Origin of the sequence: uncultured Tessaracoccus sp. (assembly GCF_947286155.1) — a bacterium.
Taxonomy (GTDB): Bacteria; Actinomycetota; Actinomycetes; order Propionibacteriales; family Propionibacteriaceae; genus Arachnia.
This window is the reverse complement of record NZ_CAMYPD010000033.1, coordinates 1-16,473: the sequence shown is the minus strand read 5'-3', so window position 1 is coordinate 16,473 and position 16,473 is coordinate 1. Positions and strand designations below refer to the sequence as shown.

At 62.2% G+C, this 16,473-nt stretch carries 15 protein-coding genes and 1 pseudogene; 7 read left to right on the top strand and 9 right to left on the bottom strand.

Annotation, left to right across the window (positions count from 1 at the left end; genetic code table 11):
- The first annotated feature begins 10 nt into the window (after positions 1-10).
- From Q0X68_RS09185 to rsgA, 3 genes are read left to right on the top strand one after another with little or no spacing between them, the layout of a single operon-like run.
- On the top strand, positions 11-607 hold the full coding sequence (locus Q0X68_RS09185) for a DoxX family membrane protein (protein WP_108871888.1): 597 nt from the start codon (positions 11-13) through the stop codon (positions 605-607).
- Positions 604-1,854 carry a 3-phosphoshikimate 1-carboxyvinyltransferase gene (gene aroA / locus Q0X68_RS09180; protein ID WP_297750629.1) on the top strand — a complete coding sequence of 417 codons (1,251 nt, stop codon included), beginning with the start codon at positions 604-606 and terminating at the stop codon, positions 1,852-1,854. Before Q0X68_RS09185 ends, aroA begins: the two co-directional genes overlap by 4 nt.
- Positions 1,851-2,819, top strand: coding sequence for a ribosome small subunit-dependent GTPase A (gene rsgA / locus Q0X68_RS09175; RefSeq protein WP_297750627.1), 969 nt, complete (start codon positions 1,851-1,853; stop codon positions 2,817-2,819). Before aroA ends, rsgA begins: the two co-directional genes overlap by 4 nt.
- A gap of 26 nt (positions 2,820-2,845) precedes the next feature.
- On the opposite strand, the gene Q0X68_RS09170 is transcribed toward rsgA, so the two are convergent.
- Complete coding sequence (locus Q0X68_RS09170; protein WP_297750624.1) at positions 2,846-3,148, bottom strand: hypothetical protein; 303 nt, start codon at positions 3,146-3,148, stop codon at positions 2,846-2,848.
- Positions 3,149-3,155: 7 nt separating this feature from the next.
- Between Q0X68_RS09170 and Q0X68_RS09165 the strand changes: the two genes are divergently transcribed.
- Positions 3,156-3,596 (top strand): class F sortase, encoded by a 441-nt coding sequence (locus Q0X68_RS09165; protein ID WP_297750621.1) that lies wholly within the window; start codon positions 3,156-3,158, stop codon positions 3,594-3,596.
- Positions 3,597-3,599: 3 nt separating this feature from the next.
- Here the strand turns inward: Q0X68_RS09165 and Q0X68_RS09160 are convergent, their stop codons facing one another.
- Both Q0X68_RS09160 and Q0X68_RS09155 read right to left on the bottom strand, forming a co-directional pair.
- Positions 3,600-4,511 carry a DUF2332 domain-containing protein gene (locus Q0X68_RS09160; protein WP_297750618.1) on the bottom strand — a complete coding sequence of 304 codons (912 nt, stop codon included), beginning with the start codon at positions 4,509-4,511 and terminating at the stop codon, positions 3,600-3,602.
- Between the two features lie 2 nt (positions 4,512-4,513).
- Positions 4,514-6,124, bottom strand: a complete 1,611-nt coding sequence (locus tag Q0X68_RS09155) for a Na+/H+ antiporter NhaC family protein (RefSeq protein WP_297750615.1) — start codon at positions 6,122-6,124, stop codon at positions 4,514-4,516.
- A 276-nt stretch (positions 6,125-6,400) separates the two neighbouring features.
- Between Q0X68_RS09155 and Q0X68_RS09150 the strand changes: the two genes are divergently transcribed.
- Together Q0X68_RS09150 and Q0X68_RS09145 are read left to right on the top strand one after the other, a co-directional pair.
- The gene (locus Q0X68_RS09150) at positions 6,401-7,552 is read left to right on the top strand and encodes a DUF819 domain-containing protein (RefSeq protein WP_297750612.1); all 1,152 of its coding nucleotides are present in this window, start codon (positions 6,401-6,403) and stop codon (positions 7,550-7,552) included.
- Between the two features lie 14 nt (positions 7,553-7,566).
- Complete coding sequence (locus Q0X68_RS09145) at positions 7,567-8,748, top strand: dipeptide epimerase (RefSeq protein WP_297750609.1); 1,182 nt, start codon at positions 7,567-7,569, stop codon at positions 8,746-8,748.
- Positions 8,749-8,839: 91 nt separating this feature from the next.
- Here Q0X68_RS09145 and Q0X68_RS09140 read toward each other — a convergent pair whose 3' ends face one another.
- The 4 genes from Q0X68_RS09140 to Q0X68_RS09125 all read right to left on the bottom strand — a co-directional run bounded on the left by Q0X68_RS09140 (position 8,840) and on the right by Q0X68_RS09125 (position 11,161).
- Positions 8,840-9,646 (bottom strand): serine hydrolase, encoded by an 807-nt coding sequence (locus Q0X68_RS09140; protein WP_197709446.1) that lies wholly within the window; start codon positions 9,644-9,646, stop codon positions 8,840-8,842.
- 100 nt (positions 9,647-9,746) lie between these two features.
- On the bottom strand, positions 9,747-10,001 hold the full coding sequence (locus Q0X68_RS09135) for a hypothetical protein (protein WP_297750606.1): 255 nt from the start codon (positions 9,999-10,001) through the stop codon (positions 9,747-9,749).
- A gap of 24 nt (positions 10,002-10,025) precedes the next feature.
- A complete protein-coding gene (locus Q0X68_RS09130) occupies positions 10,026-10,604 on the bottom strand; it encodes a DUF4143 domain-containing protein (protein WP_297750603.1) in 579 nt (192 codons plus the stop codon).
- Between the two features lie 29 nt (positions 10,605-10,633).
- On the bottom strand, positions 10,634-11,161 hold the full coding sequence (locus Q0X68_RS09125) for an AAA family ATPase (protein WP_231974539.1): 528 nt from the start codon (positions 11,159-11,161) through the stop codon (positions 10,634-10,636).
- A gap of 1,426 nt (positions 11,162-12,587) precedes the next feature.
- Here Q0X68_RS09125 and Q0X68_RS09120 point away from each other — a divergent pair.
- Positions 12,588-12,811 (top strand): annotated as a pseudogene (locus tag Q0X68_RS09120) (transposase); the annotation flags it as partial.
- 94 nt (positions 12,812-12,905) lie between these two features.
- Here Q0X68_RS09120 and Q0X68_RS09115 read toward each other — a convergent pair.
- Both Q0X68_RS09115 and Q0X68_RS09110 read right to left on the bottom strand, forming a co-directional pair.
- On the bottom strand, positions 12,906-15,230 hold the full coding sequence (locus Q0X68_RS09115) for a PEP/pyruvate-binding domain-containing protein (RefSeq protein WP_297750596.1): 2,325 nt from the start codon (positions 15,228-15,230) through the stop codon (positions 12,906-12,908).
- 322 nt (positions 15,231-15,552) lie between these two features.
- Entirely contained in the window at positions 15,553-16,134 is a 582-nt protein-coding gene (locus Q0X68_RS09110; RefSeq protein ID WP_108871879.1) for a TetR/AcrR family transcriptional regulator, read from the bottom strand.
- Between the last annotated feature and the right edge of the window lie 339 nt (positions 16,135-16,473).

Genomic DNA, 16,473 nt, shown 5'->3' with positions numbered 1-16,473 from the left:
GCTGGCTGGTATGAGTCTTGTTCGATTCGCAGCACGTTCCCTGTTTGGTAGCTGGTTTATCGTCGACGGCATCGAAGCATTCCGCAAGACGGATGAGCTCGCTTCGAAGGCCGAAGGCGCCACTGAGAAGGCCGTCCCGCTGGTACAGCGCGTAGTTCCGGCCGCATACTCCTCGTCGGTTCCCGAGCGCGCCGAGACGTGGGTGCGCATCGGCGGCGCCTGCAAGGTGCTGGGCGGCCTCATGTACGCCACAGGCATTGGTCGTCGCCTTGGAGCTGCGCTCCTCATCCCCGCAGCCGCGCTGGATGCCGCCATCGTCGCCCCCTCCGAAGATGCCTCCGCCGAGGAGAAGAAGGCCGGCCGTGCCGAAGTGATGAAACGTCTCGCGCTGCTGGGCGCTGCCGTCGTCGGCTCGATGGACCTCCACGGCCGCCCCAGCCTCAGCTGGCGTGCCGGGCATCGCATCGACTCCGCATCCAAGTCGAACAGCAATCTCTCGCCGAGTCAGCTGAAGTCTCACGCGAAGAAGGCCAAGAAACAGGCCCGTAAGCAGGCGAAGAAGGCGAAGAAGGCCGCGAAAAAGCAGGCCAAGAAGGTGCAGCGTTGAGCACTGCGCTCCCCTCGGCTGATGGGCCGATCGAGGGCAGCGTCGTTGTGCCCGGCTCGAAATCAGAGACCAACCGAGCCATCGTGTTGGCGGCGCTGTCCGACGGGCCCAGCCGCGTCGAGGGTGCTCTGCACTCTCGAGATTCCCAGTTGATGATCGACGCCCTGCGCGGCTTGGGCACGCAGATTCGCGTCGACGACGATTCGACGGTGCACGTCACTCCGGGCCCGGTGCGCGGGCCTGCGGAGATTGACTGCGGTTTGGCTGGCACCGTCATGCGTTTCATCCCTGCGGTCACTTTGCTCGGGGATGCCACCGTGTCATTCGTCGGTGATCCACATGCGAGCAAGCGCCCCATGCGAGGGCTGCTCGACGGGCTCCGCGTCCTCGGGGCGACCGTCGACGGTGATCAACTCCCCTTCAGCGTCACCCCTGGCGATGCGCAGGGTGGGGAGATCACCGTCGATGCTTCCGCCAGCAGCCAGTTCGTGTCCGCGCTGTTGCTCGTCGGGGCTCGTCTTCGAGGTGGTCTCACCATCCGGCACGAGGGAGCGTCGCTCCCGTCGCGGCCTCATATTGCGATGACGCTCAATATGCTGCGCGCCCGCGGCGTCGATGCTCGAGAGATCGACGAGCGTACGTGGAGCGTGGCGGAAGGGCCGGTTGCTGCGCTCGACACCCGTATTGAGCCTGACCTCACGAATGCCGCGGTGTTCCTCGCCGCCGCTGCCGTGGCCGGAGGCGCGGTGTCCGTGCCGAGGTGGCCGGCAGAGACATCCCAGCCGGGGGCAGCGTTCCTCGACGTGGCGCGTTCCATGGGCTGCCGCGTCGAGTTTCGGGATGGTGTGGTCACGCTGAGCGGCGACGGCCAGCTCACATCGCCCGGACGCATCGACCTGCACAGCGCTTCCGAGCTCACTCCTATCGTCGCTGCGCTGGCGGCGCTGGCGGAGGGAACCACGACGATCACCGGCGTCGCGCATATCCGTGGGCACGAAACCGATCGGATTGCCGCGCTCGCCGAGCAACTCTCAGCTGCCGGGATTGGCGTCGAGGAGTTGGATGATGGGTTACGCATCACCGGTGGGTCGCCCAAGCCCCTCGAGTTCGACACCTACGCTGACCACCGAATGGTGCACTTCGCGGCGCTCCTGGGGCTCAGGGCCAAGGGGTCGAGCGTCAACGACATGGAATGTGTGTCGAAGACCATGCCCGACTTCCCGCAAATGTGGGCGGAGCTTGTGTGAGCATCTACCACGATGACCACGCGGGCTTCGACCGTCCCCGGCGGCGCACCCGGCCGCGCACGAAAGAGCGCCCTGACTACTCCAACCTCCCCGTAGCACGAGTGGTGTCGATCGACAGGGGACGCTACCGCTGCGATGTCGACGACCGGCGAGTCACAGCGGTTCGTGGGCGGCTCATCCCCCGCAAGGGTGTCATCGTCGGTGATCGCGTACGCCTCGACGGCGACGTTTCCGGCGACGACGGCACACTCGCCCGCATCGTAGAGGTGGAAGAGCGCGCCACGATGCTGCGGCGCTCCGCCGACGATGCTGACACGTTTGAACGTCCCATCGTCGCGAACGCCACCCAGCTGATGATCGTCACCGCGTTGGCAGACCCGCCGCCGCGCATCGGGATGATCGACCGTATCCTCGTCGCGGCGTACGACGCGCGCATCGACCCGGTGCTGTGCCTCACGAAGGCTGATCTGGCTACGCCCGACGAGCTGCGTTCAGCCTACGAGCCCCTCGGCATTCCCATTGTCGTGAGCGACCCCGCCTCTGACCTCGCTCCAGTGCATGAACTCCTGCGCGACGAGGTCACCGTCTTTGTAGGGCACTCGGGCGTCGGAAAATCTACCCTGGTCAACCGGCTCGTGCCCGGCACAAATCGTGAGACAGGCGCAGTGAGCGACTTGACGGGCAAGGGGCGCCACACCTCGACGTCCGCGCTCGCACTCCAGCTGCCTCAAGGCGGCTGGATCATCGACACCCCTGGTGTGCGGTCGTTTGGTATCAGCCACGTCGACCCCTCGTCCATCGTCGGCGCGTTCCCAGACCTCGCCGAGTTCGTCGAGCAATGCCCGCGAGGCTGCACACACACCTCGACCGAGCCGGAATGTGCGCTCGACGAGGCAGTACGCACCGGTGCGCTGTCCGAGACGCGACTGAGCAGCTTTCGCCGCATGGAACGCGCATTTGGATAGAGCCTTTATCGGAGCGCTCGTTTCGGTTACGCTGCATGCGTGCAGATGACCAAGAACCGGATCGTCCTCGCGGTCGCCATCGCCGTGGCGCTTTTACTCTTCGTGGGAGCGATTATCTGGTGGCCACGCGACTCGCACACGGCAGAACCGACGCTGAGCCCTACGCCGAGCATCTCCGTTTCTACGACGCCCACTCCGTCGCCATCTCCCTCACCCAGCCCGACGCCGTCGCCATCGCCCTCTCCCTCACCGACGCCGTCCACAGCGAGGCCAGGATCGGAGCAGTGCGCGAACCCTGCAAAGGCGTTCAAGCCTTCTTCGTACACCATCGAACGAGTGGGTGCACACGAACAGGTCATCCCGAAGGCGACCAAAGGCGGACAGATCCCCGCCCCGCCACTGAATGATCGACGCTCTGCCGCCTGGTGGAGCGGTGGCCCGAAGCCCGGATCCGATCACGGCAAGATCGTGCTCACCATTCACACATACCGGCCGGGCCTCAGACCAGCGCTTGGCAACGAGCTGTTCCAGGGCGGGCAATCCGCCCTGCAGCCGGGCGACATCCTCAAGGTGCACGGCTCTAACGGGGAGATCGTCTGCTATGAGTTCACGAAGGCGTCGAGGGTGATGGTGAGTGATTACGACCCCGATTCCACACTGATGCTCGATCCCAGCGGCCCATCGTCGGCGGTCATTGTCATCTGCTGGGACTTCAACAAGTCAACGAAGGACTGGGATTCGCGAGTGTTCTTCCAGTTCAAACAGCTGAAAGTGTGAGGCTCACTCGGGGCTGATCCACTCGATGCGGAGCCCGTGCGGTTGGCACCATGCCCGGGGTACACCGTCGAGGGTGAGCAGCGTGTCGCCCCACGGGGGCGCGTCGGGCACCGACTGTTCACACAACGATGCGAGCACCTGACGCGGCTCGAACGCCACCCATCGCGCTCCGCTCCCCCGCACCGCATCAACGACTTCCTGCCGCTTCGCACGCGGCAAATATCCGAGCACCATGGAGTGATACACGACGACGGTGGCTTCCGGGCTGCGCGCGCGGAGCTCGTCGACGAGATCTGGGATCCAGCGTTCTGGGGTCTCTTCGAGGTCGGCTGTCCGCACCTCAGGGGGCCTTGTGGCGGCCACGTCGAGTGCGTGTTGGAGCCGCCGTTTCCTTTCGTCCTCGCCTGGCCACACCAGTGAGCACAGCCAGTGGCGAGTGTCCTCGTCGCGTGGGTCAAGAGGGTTGGTGTCGACGCCCAGTCGTGCCGCGACGGTGACGTCGTCGAATCCGAGCAGGTCCGGCAGAAGGCAGAGCCCGGTGGAGGCGCCGAGTTCCAGGAGCGATACGGGCTGCGGTAACGACGCCCACAGCGGTGCGAGCGCCCTGAGCCTGCCGGGTTCGTTGGTTTGGGTGGGACGTTCGATGATGGTTCGGCGAACGGTTTCCCAGTGGTGTTCGAGCCAGTTGTGGAGGGCAGGGCCTGGCTCGAGTGGAGCGTCGTGAAACTGGAGTGCTGCGAGAAAGCGGTTTGGCTGTCGCGCTTGGCCAGGCAGTGCGTCGAGGCGTTCGACTAGCCAGGGTTGAACAGCGATCCAGAGGCAGAGGCGCTCCCACGTCGGCGACGTGCTGCGCGTCTGCCCGGCGAACCACCGATAGAGCTCAGGAATCGGGGTTCGTTCGAAGAAATGCGCCATGTTTACTTCACTGGTTCGATGTCCGCCTGCTCAGATTCGGGGATCTCGTCGACGAGCACCGTCGTCATGCGCTGCAGCACGTAGACGAGGATGCCCATGACCACCAGCGTCGCGATAAGTCCAGGCAGAACGCTCTTCGTGGTAGCCGCAACGAAGTAGCCCACGAGTGCTGAACCGGCAGCCACCATGGAGTAGGGCAGCTGGGTTTCGACGTGGGTGATGATGTTCGCCTGCGAACCGGTGGCAGACAAGATGGTGGTATCCGAGATGGGAGAGATGTGATCGCCCAGCACTGCGCCTGCGAGCACCGCGCCCAGGCCCGCGATGAGCAGGTCATCGGCGCCAAGGTTGAGGAGGATATCGCCCGCGATGGGGATGAGCAGGCCGAATGAACCCCACGAGGTACCAGTCGAAAATGCCATGAATCCGGCGGCAACGAACATCACCGGTAGCAGCCAGGCCGGGGGTAGATCGGAGTTCTCCACCAGCTGAGCGAGGAATTCGCCCGTGCCCAGCGAACCGATGAGTGTGCCGAGCGTCCAAGCCAGCAGCAGGATCGCGATGGCCGGCCACATGGATTTGAAGCCCTCCCAGAACCCTTGCAGCACCGTCCTCCAGGTGAAGTCGTCGTTGTCCTTCGTGGCCTTCCAGTAGAACCACAGTGCCAGCAGCAGTCCGACGCCGCCGCCAATCACGAGCGACTCGGTGAGCATGGTGCTACCAAGTGCGGCGATCGGGTTCGGATTGCCCGAGGCAATGTAGCCGGTGAGGTACATCGTCGTGACGACACCGATGATGAGCCCGACGAAGGGCACGATGAGCGCGCGCTTGGCGCCGTCGTCGTGGATGGGCAGATCTTCCGACAGCTCGCCGGGGATTTCAGCGCCCTCTTCGTGCACGTCGGCGTGCTTGATCGCGCGACGTTCTTCCGTGCGCATGCTGCCGATGTCGAGCTGCAACAACACTGCGACGATGACCAGCACGAGCGCAGCGATGCCGTAGTAGTTCGCAGCTGCCGCGCCGAGGAAGGTGCCCAGGTCGCTCTTATCCAGCGAAGATTTGGCAACCACGGGTGCGAGGAGTGCCATGATGCTGGCACCCCAGGAGGAGAACGGCACCAGCACCGTCATGGGCGCAGCGGTCGAATCGACGATGTACGACAGCTTTGCTCGCGAGACATTGTGGCGGTCGGTGATGGGGCGGGATACCTGCCCGACGGCGAGGGCGCTGAAGTAATCGTCGATGAACAGCACCAGTGCAAGCACCAACGCCAAGAGCTGCGCACCGCGTCGCGACTTGATGCGCTTCGACGCCCATTCCGAGAACGCCGCTGTACCACCTGACATAAAGACGAACGACGTGATGGCGCCCAGCATCACGAGGAACACCAGGATGAACAGGTTGTACGTGCTGAATGCGCCCTCTTCCCAGAACTGGGCGGCAAACCCGTTCCAGATTTCGACGAACATGTGCAGCGGGTTGAAGTCGGCTAATAGCAACGCGGCAGCAACGATGCCGAGTCCGAGGCTGATCTTCACCTTGCGGGTTGCGATGGCTAAGACGATGGTGACTGCAGGGGGAAGGATGGCCAGCCAGGGGTACTGTTCAATCATGGATGCCTTGGGTTGGGGACGAGCGAGCCAGATACTACCAGTGAGCCTCCTCCGCCCCGGGGCGAAGTGCACGAGCATGGGTATCTGCGAAATTGAGAAACCCGCTCTATGACAGATCGTGTTCGTGTAATCTCCCAGCCGATCCTCTTCGAAGGCATCTCAGCGTCCTGTGACAAGTCCGCAGCGGCTCGGTTCCTTCACCGAGGTTGTTGTTCGTCGGCTCGGCTGGGCGCAATGTGTGCATTGGTGGGGCCACCCGACCTGAAGGAGTAACTCGTGATTGACAACGGACTCGTCATGCTCGGTGTCATCATGGCCCTCGCTGCGACGCTCATCGTCCTTGAGCGCAAGACCGAATCAAAGTTCTTCAAGTACGTGCCTGGCATGGTGCTGATGTATCTGCTGTGCGCCACGCTGAACTCGCTGGGCGTGTTCGGTAGCGCAGAGGAGGTCACCGCCCCGTTGAGCGAGGTCAAGAGCGTTGCACTGCCCGCCATGATCTTCCTGTTCCTCTTCGGATGTGATCTGCGAAAGATCATCAAACTCGGCCCCAAGCTGCTGCTCACGATGGCGGTGGCGAGCACATCGCTGTTTGTGGCCGTCGTTGGCGTCTACTGGATCTTCCGCGCAGCCCTCGGCGACGGTTCGTGGAAGGTGTTCGGCGCGATGCTCGCTTCCTGGACTGGCGGCAGCGCCAACATGGTCGCGGTCCAGGACATTCTGCAAGGCCCCGAGACGCTCTTCGGCTACGCCCTGATCACCGACACGCTGGTGTACTCCGTGTGGCTGATGGCGATGTTCTCCTCCGTCGCGGTCTCGGATCGATTCAACAAGTTCACTAAGGCAGGCGACACCTACCTCACGCGCCACGAGGGCAACCTTGACGCTGACAAGAAGCCGATCACGCTCGAATCGCTGGCCATCAGCAGCTTCGGCGCCATCGCCGTCGCGTGTTTCTCGATCTGGCTGGGCAAGATGCTGCCGGATATCGGCGACGTGATTAACTCCAGCGCCTGGACGATCATCATCGTGTCGATACTCGGCCTGATTGCGGCGCAGACGCCGCTCGGAAAGCTCGCAGGTACGGACGAAGTGGCCACCCTCATGCTGTTCCTCGTCATCGGCCAGATTGCCTCCGGGTCGGACTTCTCGGCCATCACCCAAGCGCCGCTGTACATCGCGTGCGGCTTCCTGGTGCTGCTCATCCACGCAATCATCATGGTGATCTACGCGAAGCTCTCCCGCACCGAGCTGTTCTCTCTAGCCGTCGCGTCCACCGCCAACATCGGCGGCGTGGCCTCTGCGCCCGTCGTGGCTGCGGCATACAACAAGGCCCTCGCACCCGTCGGCGTGCTCTACGCGCTCATCGGCGCGCTGCTCGGCACGTGGATCGGGCTGGCTGCAGCGCAAATCATGGCTGGGTTCTGAGGCAGGTTGTCATCGTGGCTGAGCCCCTTGCAGATGAGATTCTCCATGTTGTCGATGTCCGGGTACACGGGCACCGATCGCCCCTTACCAGGCCATTCATTACGGCAGCGCGGCGAACCGATGCGGTGGACTACGTCGTTGCCGACGTCGAACTCGCCACGCCTGATGGCTCCGTCGTCGGGCAGGGTTCTGCTGCGGAGACGGTGAAGGTGACGGGTGAGAGCGCGCAGTCGATTATGCGCGCGATCAACGGTCCCGTTCGGGACGCGTTGGTGGGTGTCCGTGGCACGCTGCGCCAGATCACCGACGCGCTCGTCGCGGCCACGCCTAAGGCAACCAGCGCAAGGGCTGCCGTCGATGTTGCCTTGCACGATGCGCTCGCCAAGGCTCAGGGACTGGCGTTAGGCGAGTTGCTGGGAAGGCTAGCTGAACCGTCGCTCGATGCTGATGCCGTGCGCGAGGGACTACGTGGCTCAATGGCCAACGATATGACGGTGAGCCTGGACAAGCCGGAGACGATGGCACGTTACGCGCGCGAGGCGGTCGCGGATGGCTATTCGATTCTCAAGATCAAGCTCGGGGCCGACCCCGAGGAGGATCGTCGGCGTCTCGGTGCGGTGCTGGATGCCGCACCCGAGATTCGGCTGCGTCTCGACGCGAACCAGGGGTGGGATGCCCGCGACGCCATCGCGTTGCTGCACCGGTTTGTGGAGGATGGTTTGCCGATCGATCTGATCGAGCAGCCAGTGCCGCGCGCGGATCTGGAGGGGCTTGCGCAGGTGAAACGGGAGTCGCCTATCCCGATCATGGCCGACGAGGCCGTCTGGTCGCCGGATGACGCGAAGCGTCTCATCGACGCCGACGCCGCCCACCTGCTCAACATCAAGCTGGCGAAAACCGGCGGCCTGCAGCCGGCGCTGGAGATTGCTGAGCTCGCGCATTCGGCGGGTCTGGAGTGCATGGTGGGTGCGATGATGGAGCCCCGCATCTCGATTACCGCAGCTGCCCACCTAGCGCTGATGCATCCGGCCGTGACGATGATTGATCTGGATCCCCCGGCATGGTTCGCCCATGATGTGCCCGAGGGAGGCTACGTCGAGCGAGACGGAATGCTGAGCCTCCTGCCCGGCCCCGGGCTCGCGCTGCCCCTCCTGGCTGCAACCACCGACCCGCTGCCGTCCCGAACCGATGGCTGAGTAGCGAGCGCGCCCCCACCGATGATTGAGTAGCCGCGAAGCGGCGTATCGAAATTATCCCCCGGATTTCGGCATGGACCGACAGGCCGACTCAACCGTCTTGGCGCTTGACGGACAACAGCGCCATCGCAAGTGCCTCGATGGTTTCGTTTGCTTCTGCCTCGCCCATTCCCGAGGTCATTACGGCGAGCGACAGCCCAGTCTCCCCGATGAACGCAACGTCGTGGCGGATACCGGGGATCTCACCGGATTTTGAGCCGTAGTCGACGGCATCCGAAACAGCTCGTGTGATCACTGGCATCTGCTGGTCTCGCAGCGCGGCGAGCGCAACTCCTTGCGTCTCCTCGCTCAGGAAATCATCGTACCGAATGGCATGCATCGTCGATGCGAGGTCGATGGCACAGGTTTCATTCGTGAGCCCACGAGCGACCGCTACCGCGTCGCCGATCTGCCTCTCTACCTTCGTACCCACCAGATTGAGCCGTCGGCACACGTCGGCAATAACTTTCGGAAAGCCTGACAGCAACGCCAGGCACATGTTGGTGGCCTCGTTACTCGAACGGGAAATCATCAGATACACCGCCTGCTCGACGGTGAGCGGAGCGCCCTCCTCCGGGAACTCAGGATGGAGGTGATCACCGGTCAACGTGAAGGGCCTCCCATCGCACCCAACAAAGGTGCGCGTCGCGGTGAGCACGTCGTCGAGACCCAACTCGCCAGCCTCTACCTTCTGCAGTACTGCGAGCATGATGTGCAGTTTGATGGTGCTCGCCGCGTAGTAGCGCTGTTTCTCACCGCGCGAGGCGAGCGATGCACCAGAAGCATCCAGCAGCGCATAGGACACCGACGGGGGACCTTCCACGCGGGCCGTGCTGCTACGCCAGGAGTCGTCATTCACGGCTCCACTGTAGTTGTGAGGGCGGAGGAGAGGAACCAGCCCCACGCGGAGGTGTACCCAAGTTGATGGCCCAGCATGATGCTGGTGCAGGACAGGCTGATCACAGGCGTTGCATCGGTTGACTGGTGATCGAAGCGATCAATTCAAAGCCCTTGTCAACGTGCAACACCACGCGTCCAGTGATCTCGGCGGTGGCCGCGATGAGCAGATCGGGAACAGAAGGGGCTCGGTGCTGGCCACGTTCAGCCAGAAGGCCCTGCACCTCGAGTGCTCGGTCCTCGATGGCGGGTGTCAGGTACTCAACAGGCATGGACGAAATCGGCGGCAGACGGAACACGCGTGTGTGGTCGTCCACGTGCCGAACCGTCTCAGAGAACGGTCACTTCTCGCTGACCGACTCATTCATCGAGCCGGACAAATCACGAGATCTCCTAGCGGGAGGCTTGTCGAAACTTGCCTCGGTGACTGGGTTGCTCAGGGCCCCCAACGCCGTGATCGGCACGACGTAGACGCCGTCGGGACGCCGGTAGGTGTAGCGACCGCCTGTCACGACAATGAGAGCAGCGGGCGTGCCGTGACGGTCCTGGTCGATTTTGGCGGCCATGCGCACAAGTGATGCCGCTGCTGCGTCCGCAGCAGCCTCACCCAACTTGACCTCGATGCCTGCCCATCTACCGTCCGGCAGTTCGAGCACCGCATCAACCTCGAGCCCAGTCTGGGAGTCCCGCCATGATGACAGCGTCCCGTCCAGTGGTTGTGCATAGACGCGAATATCGCGCATCACAAGCGACTCGAAGTGGAGCCTCGCAGCAGGAAGATCCCGCCGCAGTCCATCAGCTCCCACACCGAGCGCGGCGACGCCCAGCGAGGGATCCACGAAGTGGTGAACGGCCGCGGCGCGTAGTCGGGTCCGGGAACGCATATGGTGGCGCCATGCGGGAATCGGTTCGATCAGCATGAGCCGGTCGAGTGCGTCAAGGTAGTTGGTCAAGGTCTCGGCGGCAACACGCCCCTGGCACCTCCCACATCTTCAGCCACAGACGAGAGATTCAGCGGCGTCCCAGCCCCCCGCCCGAGAGTAGTGAGAAGTCTCTCGATATTGCCAGGGTTCCGGCGTGGCCCGAGTCCAGGAACATCTACCTCGGCCACAGTGCGCAGATAGTCTCGCAGCCACAGCGATGCCTCGTGTTCACCGGCGTCAAGCAGATCTGGCCAGCCGCCAATAACGATGCGCTCCAGTAGGTCTTCCACCGCCAACCCTGCGCTTGTCCCGGCCGGCTCCTCCCCCTCCAGCAGTCGCCGCAGGCTGACTTCGCCGGTGGAGTGCCCAGTTTCGAACAGGCTCATCGGCCGCATCCGCAGCCGAGCGATCCGCCCAGCGTCAGAGTGCATCTTCGTGTCATCCCGGGATCGGGAGGAACCAGTCAAGACATACAGGCCCTTCCCGGCGTGATCGTCGACTGCGCGGCGCACGAGATTCCACAGTTCCGGGGTTTCCTGCCACTCGTCGAACACGATGAGGACGGGTTCCTAAACAGCTGTTCGGGTGCCATCTCCAGTGCCGCGCGAGCTGCCTGGTCTACGTCCATGCGGAGCATCGTGCGCGCAACCTGCTCAGCAGTCCTCGTCTTCCCGACCGCCTTGGGCCCGTCAATGAGTACCGCCCCCCATAGCCGTCATGCGCCGGAACAACTCACCATCCACGACACGAGATCGATAATCCGTCATAGCTCAAATCTATATTTTGTCACAACTGAAATCGATACTTCGTCAACTCAAGAACCGGCTGCCGCCACCAAGGCAGTCCCTGAGAGCCCAAGTCACCACAAACGCAAGACTGCCCCGCCACCAGGCGGGGTAAGTTTCAGTCGTCTCTCTTAAGTGGACGCGGGTGGGCTCAGCCCGAACACCACTGAAGCCGGAGGAAGTGGACGCGATCCGAACCGCTCGGAGCGACGGTCAGAGTGCCACTGCTGTTGCGAAACGCTTCGAAGTCCATCGAGGCACGGTGTGGGTGAAACGCGATGACGTGTGTCGCACGTCCACGAACCGGAGGAGTGCGGTCCGTCACGGGTTACCTGCGCTCACCGCTAGCGTTATCGACATGACGGAGCATCCACCGGCAACCCCCTACGGGTCTGCGCGCGATCTCCCCTCAGTCAGGGAGTTGGAGCAGCAGATGGCTGCGTACAGACTGCTGGGATTCCTGCTGCCACGAGACCAGCCGAAAGAACTCAAGCGCCTCCAAAAAGAGCATCGGCGGATCACCGATACTGTCGACGCGTTCTATACGCTATTGGGTCCCCGAAACTGGGTCTTCACTGGCGACCTAAATCTAGAAACGATCGCTGAAATCATCTCAGCTCAAGACCCTGAGGTCGCTGAGCGGCGGCTCATCGAGTATTACCAAACGCAGGACCGAATTGCATTCCCGCTTCGCCGACTGAACCGATTCGACGAGATGCGGCCGCGCATCCCCTTGCTCCAAAAGGCCCTGGTTGACTATGAAGCAGGTCGCTTCTACAGCACCGTTCTCGTTTTACTCTCAGTTATGGATGGGTTCGTCAACGACTTGGACACCGCTCAACGCAAGGGGTTGCATGCGCGGTCCCCCGAGGACATGGTTGCTTGGGACAGCGTCGTTGGACACCACCTCGGCCTCAGCCACGCCCACCAGTCATTCATCAAGAGCCACTACAAGTTGAGCGTGGATGAAACCACCGAACTTGCCCGCAACGGAATCATGCACGGAACACTGGTGAACTACGACAGTGAGGTCGTCGCGACAAAGGCATGGAACAGGCTGTTCGCAGTCGCCGACTGGGCCGACTCCCGGAGACGCCAAGCAGCCCCAGTTGAGCCCGACCCAACGTTTCACGAAGCGCTGGCACGTTGGCGCCAACTACAAGCGGACAAGACCAGACTTGACCAATGGGAATCTCTCGAGCTGCGCCGCTTAGGACGAACCCTACAACGCCGCACCACTGACATCCTGGCCTACTTCGCAAGACAGGCACCAGCAACGGACCCACCGAAGCCCTCGGCGGCCGCCTCGAACACCTCCACGGCTCCGCACTCGGGTTCCGAAACCTGACCCACTACATCGCCCGCTGCCTCCTCAAAACCGGCAGATTCAGACCCCGATTACACCCTCAAATACGATGAGCCACTTAACCTCATCCGTAACCACAACGCTCGAAGCACGAGCGTGCAATGCGAGTGTGGCTCCTGCGGGTGCGTGGATACGAACCTCCACAGATCAGACGGTGATGGTGCCATTGGTTCCGTTGACGGTGATGGTTTGACCGTTCGCCAGTATCGTGGTGGCGGCCGTTGCTCCCATGACTGCTGGGATACCGTATTCGCGGGCGACGATGGCAGCATGAGAGAGGCGCCCGCCGGTCTCAGCGACTACTGCGCCAGCCAGACCAAACAGGGGTGTCCAGGATGGGTCGGTGTAGTGGCACACCAGGATGTCGCCAGGCTGGAGCTGGTCGAATTCTTCGGGTCCGGCGATCACTCGGACCGGGCCTGTGGCTTGGCCGGGACTTCCAGCAGCACCAGCGAGCATCTCACCAGGCCTCTGACCGGTCGGCGCCCACCACGCTGCGGCGGCCCGTGGACGGGCAGCTTCACGTTGACAGGCGACCGCGTAGGTGCGGCGAGCCGCAGCACAGTCGGTAAGTGCTTCTTGAATCTCGACCAAGGTAAGGTACTTGAGCTGATCTACAGCTTTGAGGGCCTGCCTGCGCCACAGCCGGGTGGCGACCTCATCGGTTACAAGTCGCGCGGTCACATAAGCCTCCTCGATGAGATATACCGAAGCTTCACGCGCAACATGTCCGTCTCGCCAAGCTTTTAAGGTGCGCCTGAAACCACGGCGAGCCGGAGCCGGTAGTCGACGGATAATGCCATTGACCAATTCTTGATGGGAACGCGTCTCGGCGGGACGTTGTTCGGCTCGGCGCACGGCTTCGAGAGTTGCGTCTAGACTACTCGTGTCTTCGCGCCAGGAGCGGTGGGAGAAAGGAAGGTACAGCTGGGGAGTGCGGGCACCATGCTGGTCCAGGAATCGCTGATAGGCGCTTTCATAGTTGGTGCTGTCAGGGTCAAGGGCAGCCAACCGCCGCAGAGCGTTATCGATGGCCACGGTTTTATAGTCCAGGTCGCCGAGTAGGTCGTAGACGTCGATGCCTCGACAACGGGCCAGCATCAGGTAAAGCCTTAGTTTCAGGGCAGTGAGCTGCGCTGGGCCGACATAGTCGAGGAACCGTATCCGGGCGATACTGCTGACAAGCGCGAGGATCTGGTCGAGCAACAACAACAGGTCTTGATCGGGCACGGCGAGAAGGTCTGCGGGTAGGATGGTCGTGAGCTGACTGTGGTACTGGGCTTCTACGATGGGCCAGCCAGCTGGGTCGGGGGCCGGGTATTTGAGGATACGAGCAAGGCGCCACCCAAGGTTAATGTCTGGGTAGGCAGCGGTGATAGTGCCGTCGGATTCCATGTTGATGAGTTGGTCAACGGGTGTGGAACGAATGCCGATGCTGGCCATACCGATCTGAAGTTCACGGTGCATGGGGATGATCGCGGCCAAGTCAAGCGGGTAGGGTCCCGGATAGTGCTCAATCAGGTCAGTATGGAACGCACGGGAAGCCTTACTGATCCGATGTCCGGACACCGTTGTCGTTGGCGGCTCTCGGATCTCGGCAGCCGTGGTGATAGGGCGAGCTTGCAGAAGCCAGAGAGTGGTGCCCGTATAGGCCCATTCGAGGTCCATGCCGGTGCCATAATGATCCTGCACAGCGTGCCCGAGGCTTGCGAGCTCAAGCACTTGGGAATCGGTGAGGCAGAGGCGGGTTTGGTCGCGTGACGGAACATCGGTGGTTCGCAAGGTTGCTTGGTAGCGATCGGTACGGGCTTGCTTAGTGCCGAGACGACGCTCGATGATCGTCGTGGAAGTGGTGCGGTACTGGTCGGGCGTGACGGCACCGGACACGACGCATTCACCAAGCCCCCACGAGGCATCGATGAGTGTTTCCTCACTGCCAGTGATGGGATTACGGGTGAACAGAACGCCAGCGGTGTCGGCGTCAACGAGACGCTGAATGATGACTGCGATGGCAACCTCGTGGTGGTCGAAACCATTGCGTTGGCGGTAATCGACAGCGCGGGCGGTCCACAACGATCCCCAACATCGGCGTACCGCATCTAGAACAGCATCCACGCCGACCACGCCTAGAAAGGTGTCTTGCTGCCCGGCGAAGGACGCTTCGGGCAGATCCTCTGCGGTTGCTGAGGAGCGCACAGCCACCGCGACGCCCTCACCCAAATCGGCCAGGCGGTTAACAATCTCCCGGGCGACGCCAGGTGGGATGGGCTCAGCTTCCACAGCAGCTCGGACCGCTTCAGGTCCCCGATCCAGCAGGGTGTCTACCGGTATCTGGCCCACAGCATCGCGGTATATGTCGGCGCTAACTACGAAGCCGTCAGGGACGGGAAATCCAACCCGTTGTAGCTCCCCCAGATTCGCCGCCTTACCGCCGCCATTGGCCAGGGTTGCCTCAACAAAGGAGACGGTCATGATGCCCTCCAAGTAGCAACGAAACAACCGAAGACAACTGTGGGCAGCGAGATGCTAAGCCCCGCATGGCGGAAACAAACACGAGAGTTGGAGTTGGCGACGACCCACGGATGGGAACAACCAATGTGATGAGAGGCCGATTTGGCCTGCATCATGGCGCGCAGACAGGTTTCTAACATCCTGGTGTAGACCCCAGCGTGCGTTGCCTTGCTACTTATAGTCGGCTTCGTAGTCTCTAACGGCGTCTGCAGTTGTGTGAGAGTACCTGTACCCACCGTTGTGTTACGTACCGCCACCAAGCTTCGGAAGTCTGCGGACACGATCAGGCCACCAGCGCAACAAGCACAAGCTCCAGCAGAGCCATCAACCGTTGTGGCAAGGGCGGGCCCGCATGTCCCCACGTCCACTGTGCCACCGGCGCGAAGTACGCTGACGCGATCATTGTCACAGCGGTATCACGATCTACTGCACGGAACTCGCCAGATTCCATCCCTTCAACGACGATCGATTCCAACAAGGCGAGCAGCGGACCCCGTGACGATCCGACATCCCGCTGACTCAAAGACGACATCCGAGCAATGCACATTTGGCGGGCAGATGCTTCGTTATCCATGAACCAGTTGCCTGCAGCAGAAAATACCCGCCGCAGTCGCACAGCCGCACCAGCGCCCGGGCTGTCGGCAGCCGCCATGACGGACATCACCTGTTCACCCAGAAAGGACAGTACGTCCTGCTTCGTCGCGAAATAGGTAAAAAACGTTCCCTTACCTATATCTGCCGCCTCCGAGATCTGAGCAACCGACGTCTGCTCGAACCCTTGCGTCAGAAACAGCTCTAGGGCCGTCTCGACAATCCTCTGCCGTGTCGCCTCTCTACGACGAGCTACACGCGGACTTGAACTCACAAAGTTATAGTAGCAAGAATTATGACCGCGGTCACGAAGTGAAGCTCAGAAACGTTAAGACGCACGACGCCTAGTGGCAGCTAGTTACCGCTCAGTACAGGGATCGAGAGGCTCTGGCGATGATGGGCTGAAGCAGCCCTGCATTCGGCACTGACCAGATGGAGAACTCGCGGGTATGACTTTGCCCTCCCCTTCGCAACGACGACCAAACGTGCGAGCTCCGAAAGCCGCATCATGACCAAATCCGATACTGCATTCAGCTGGGTGAACAAAGTGGGAGTTATGTTCTGGGTGGGCGCAGAGGGACTCGAACCCCCGACACCCTGCTTGTAAGGCAGG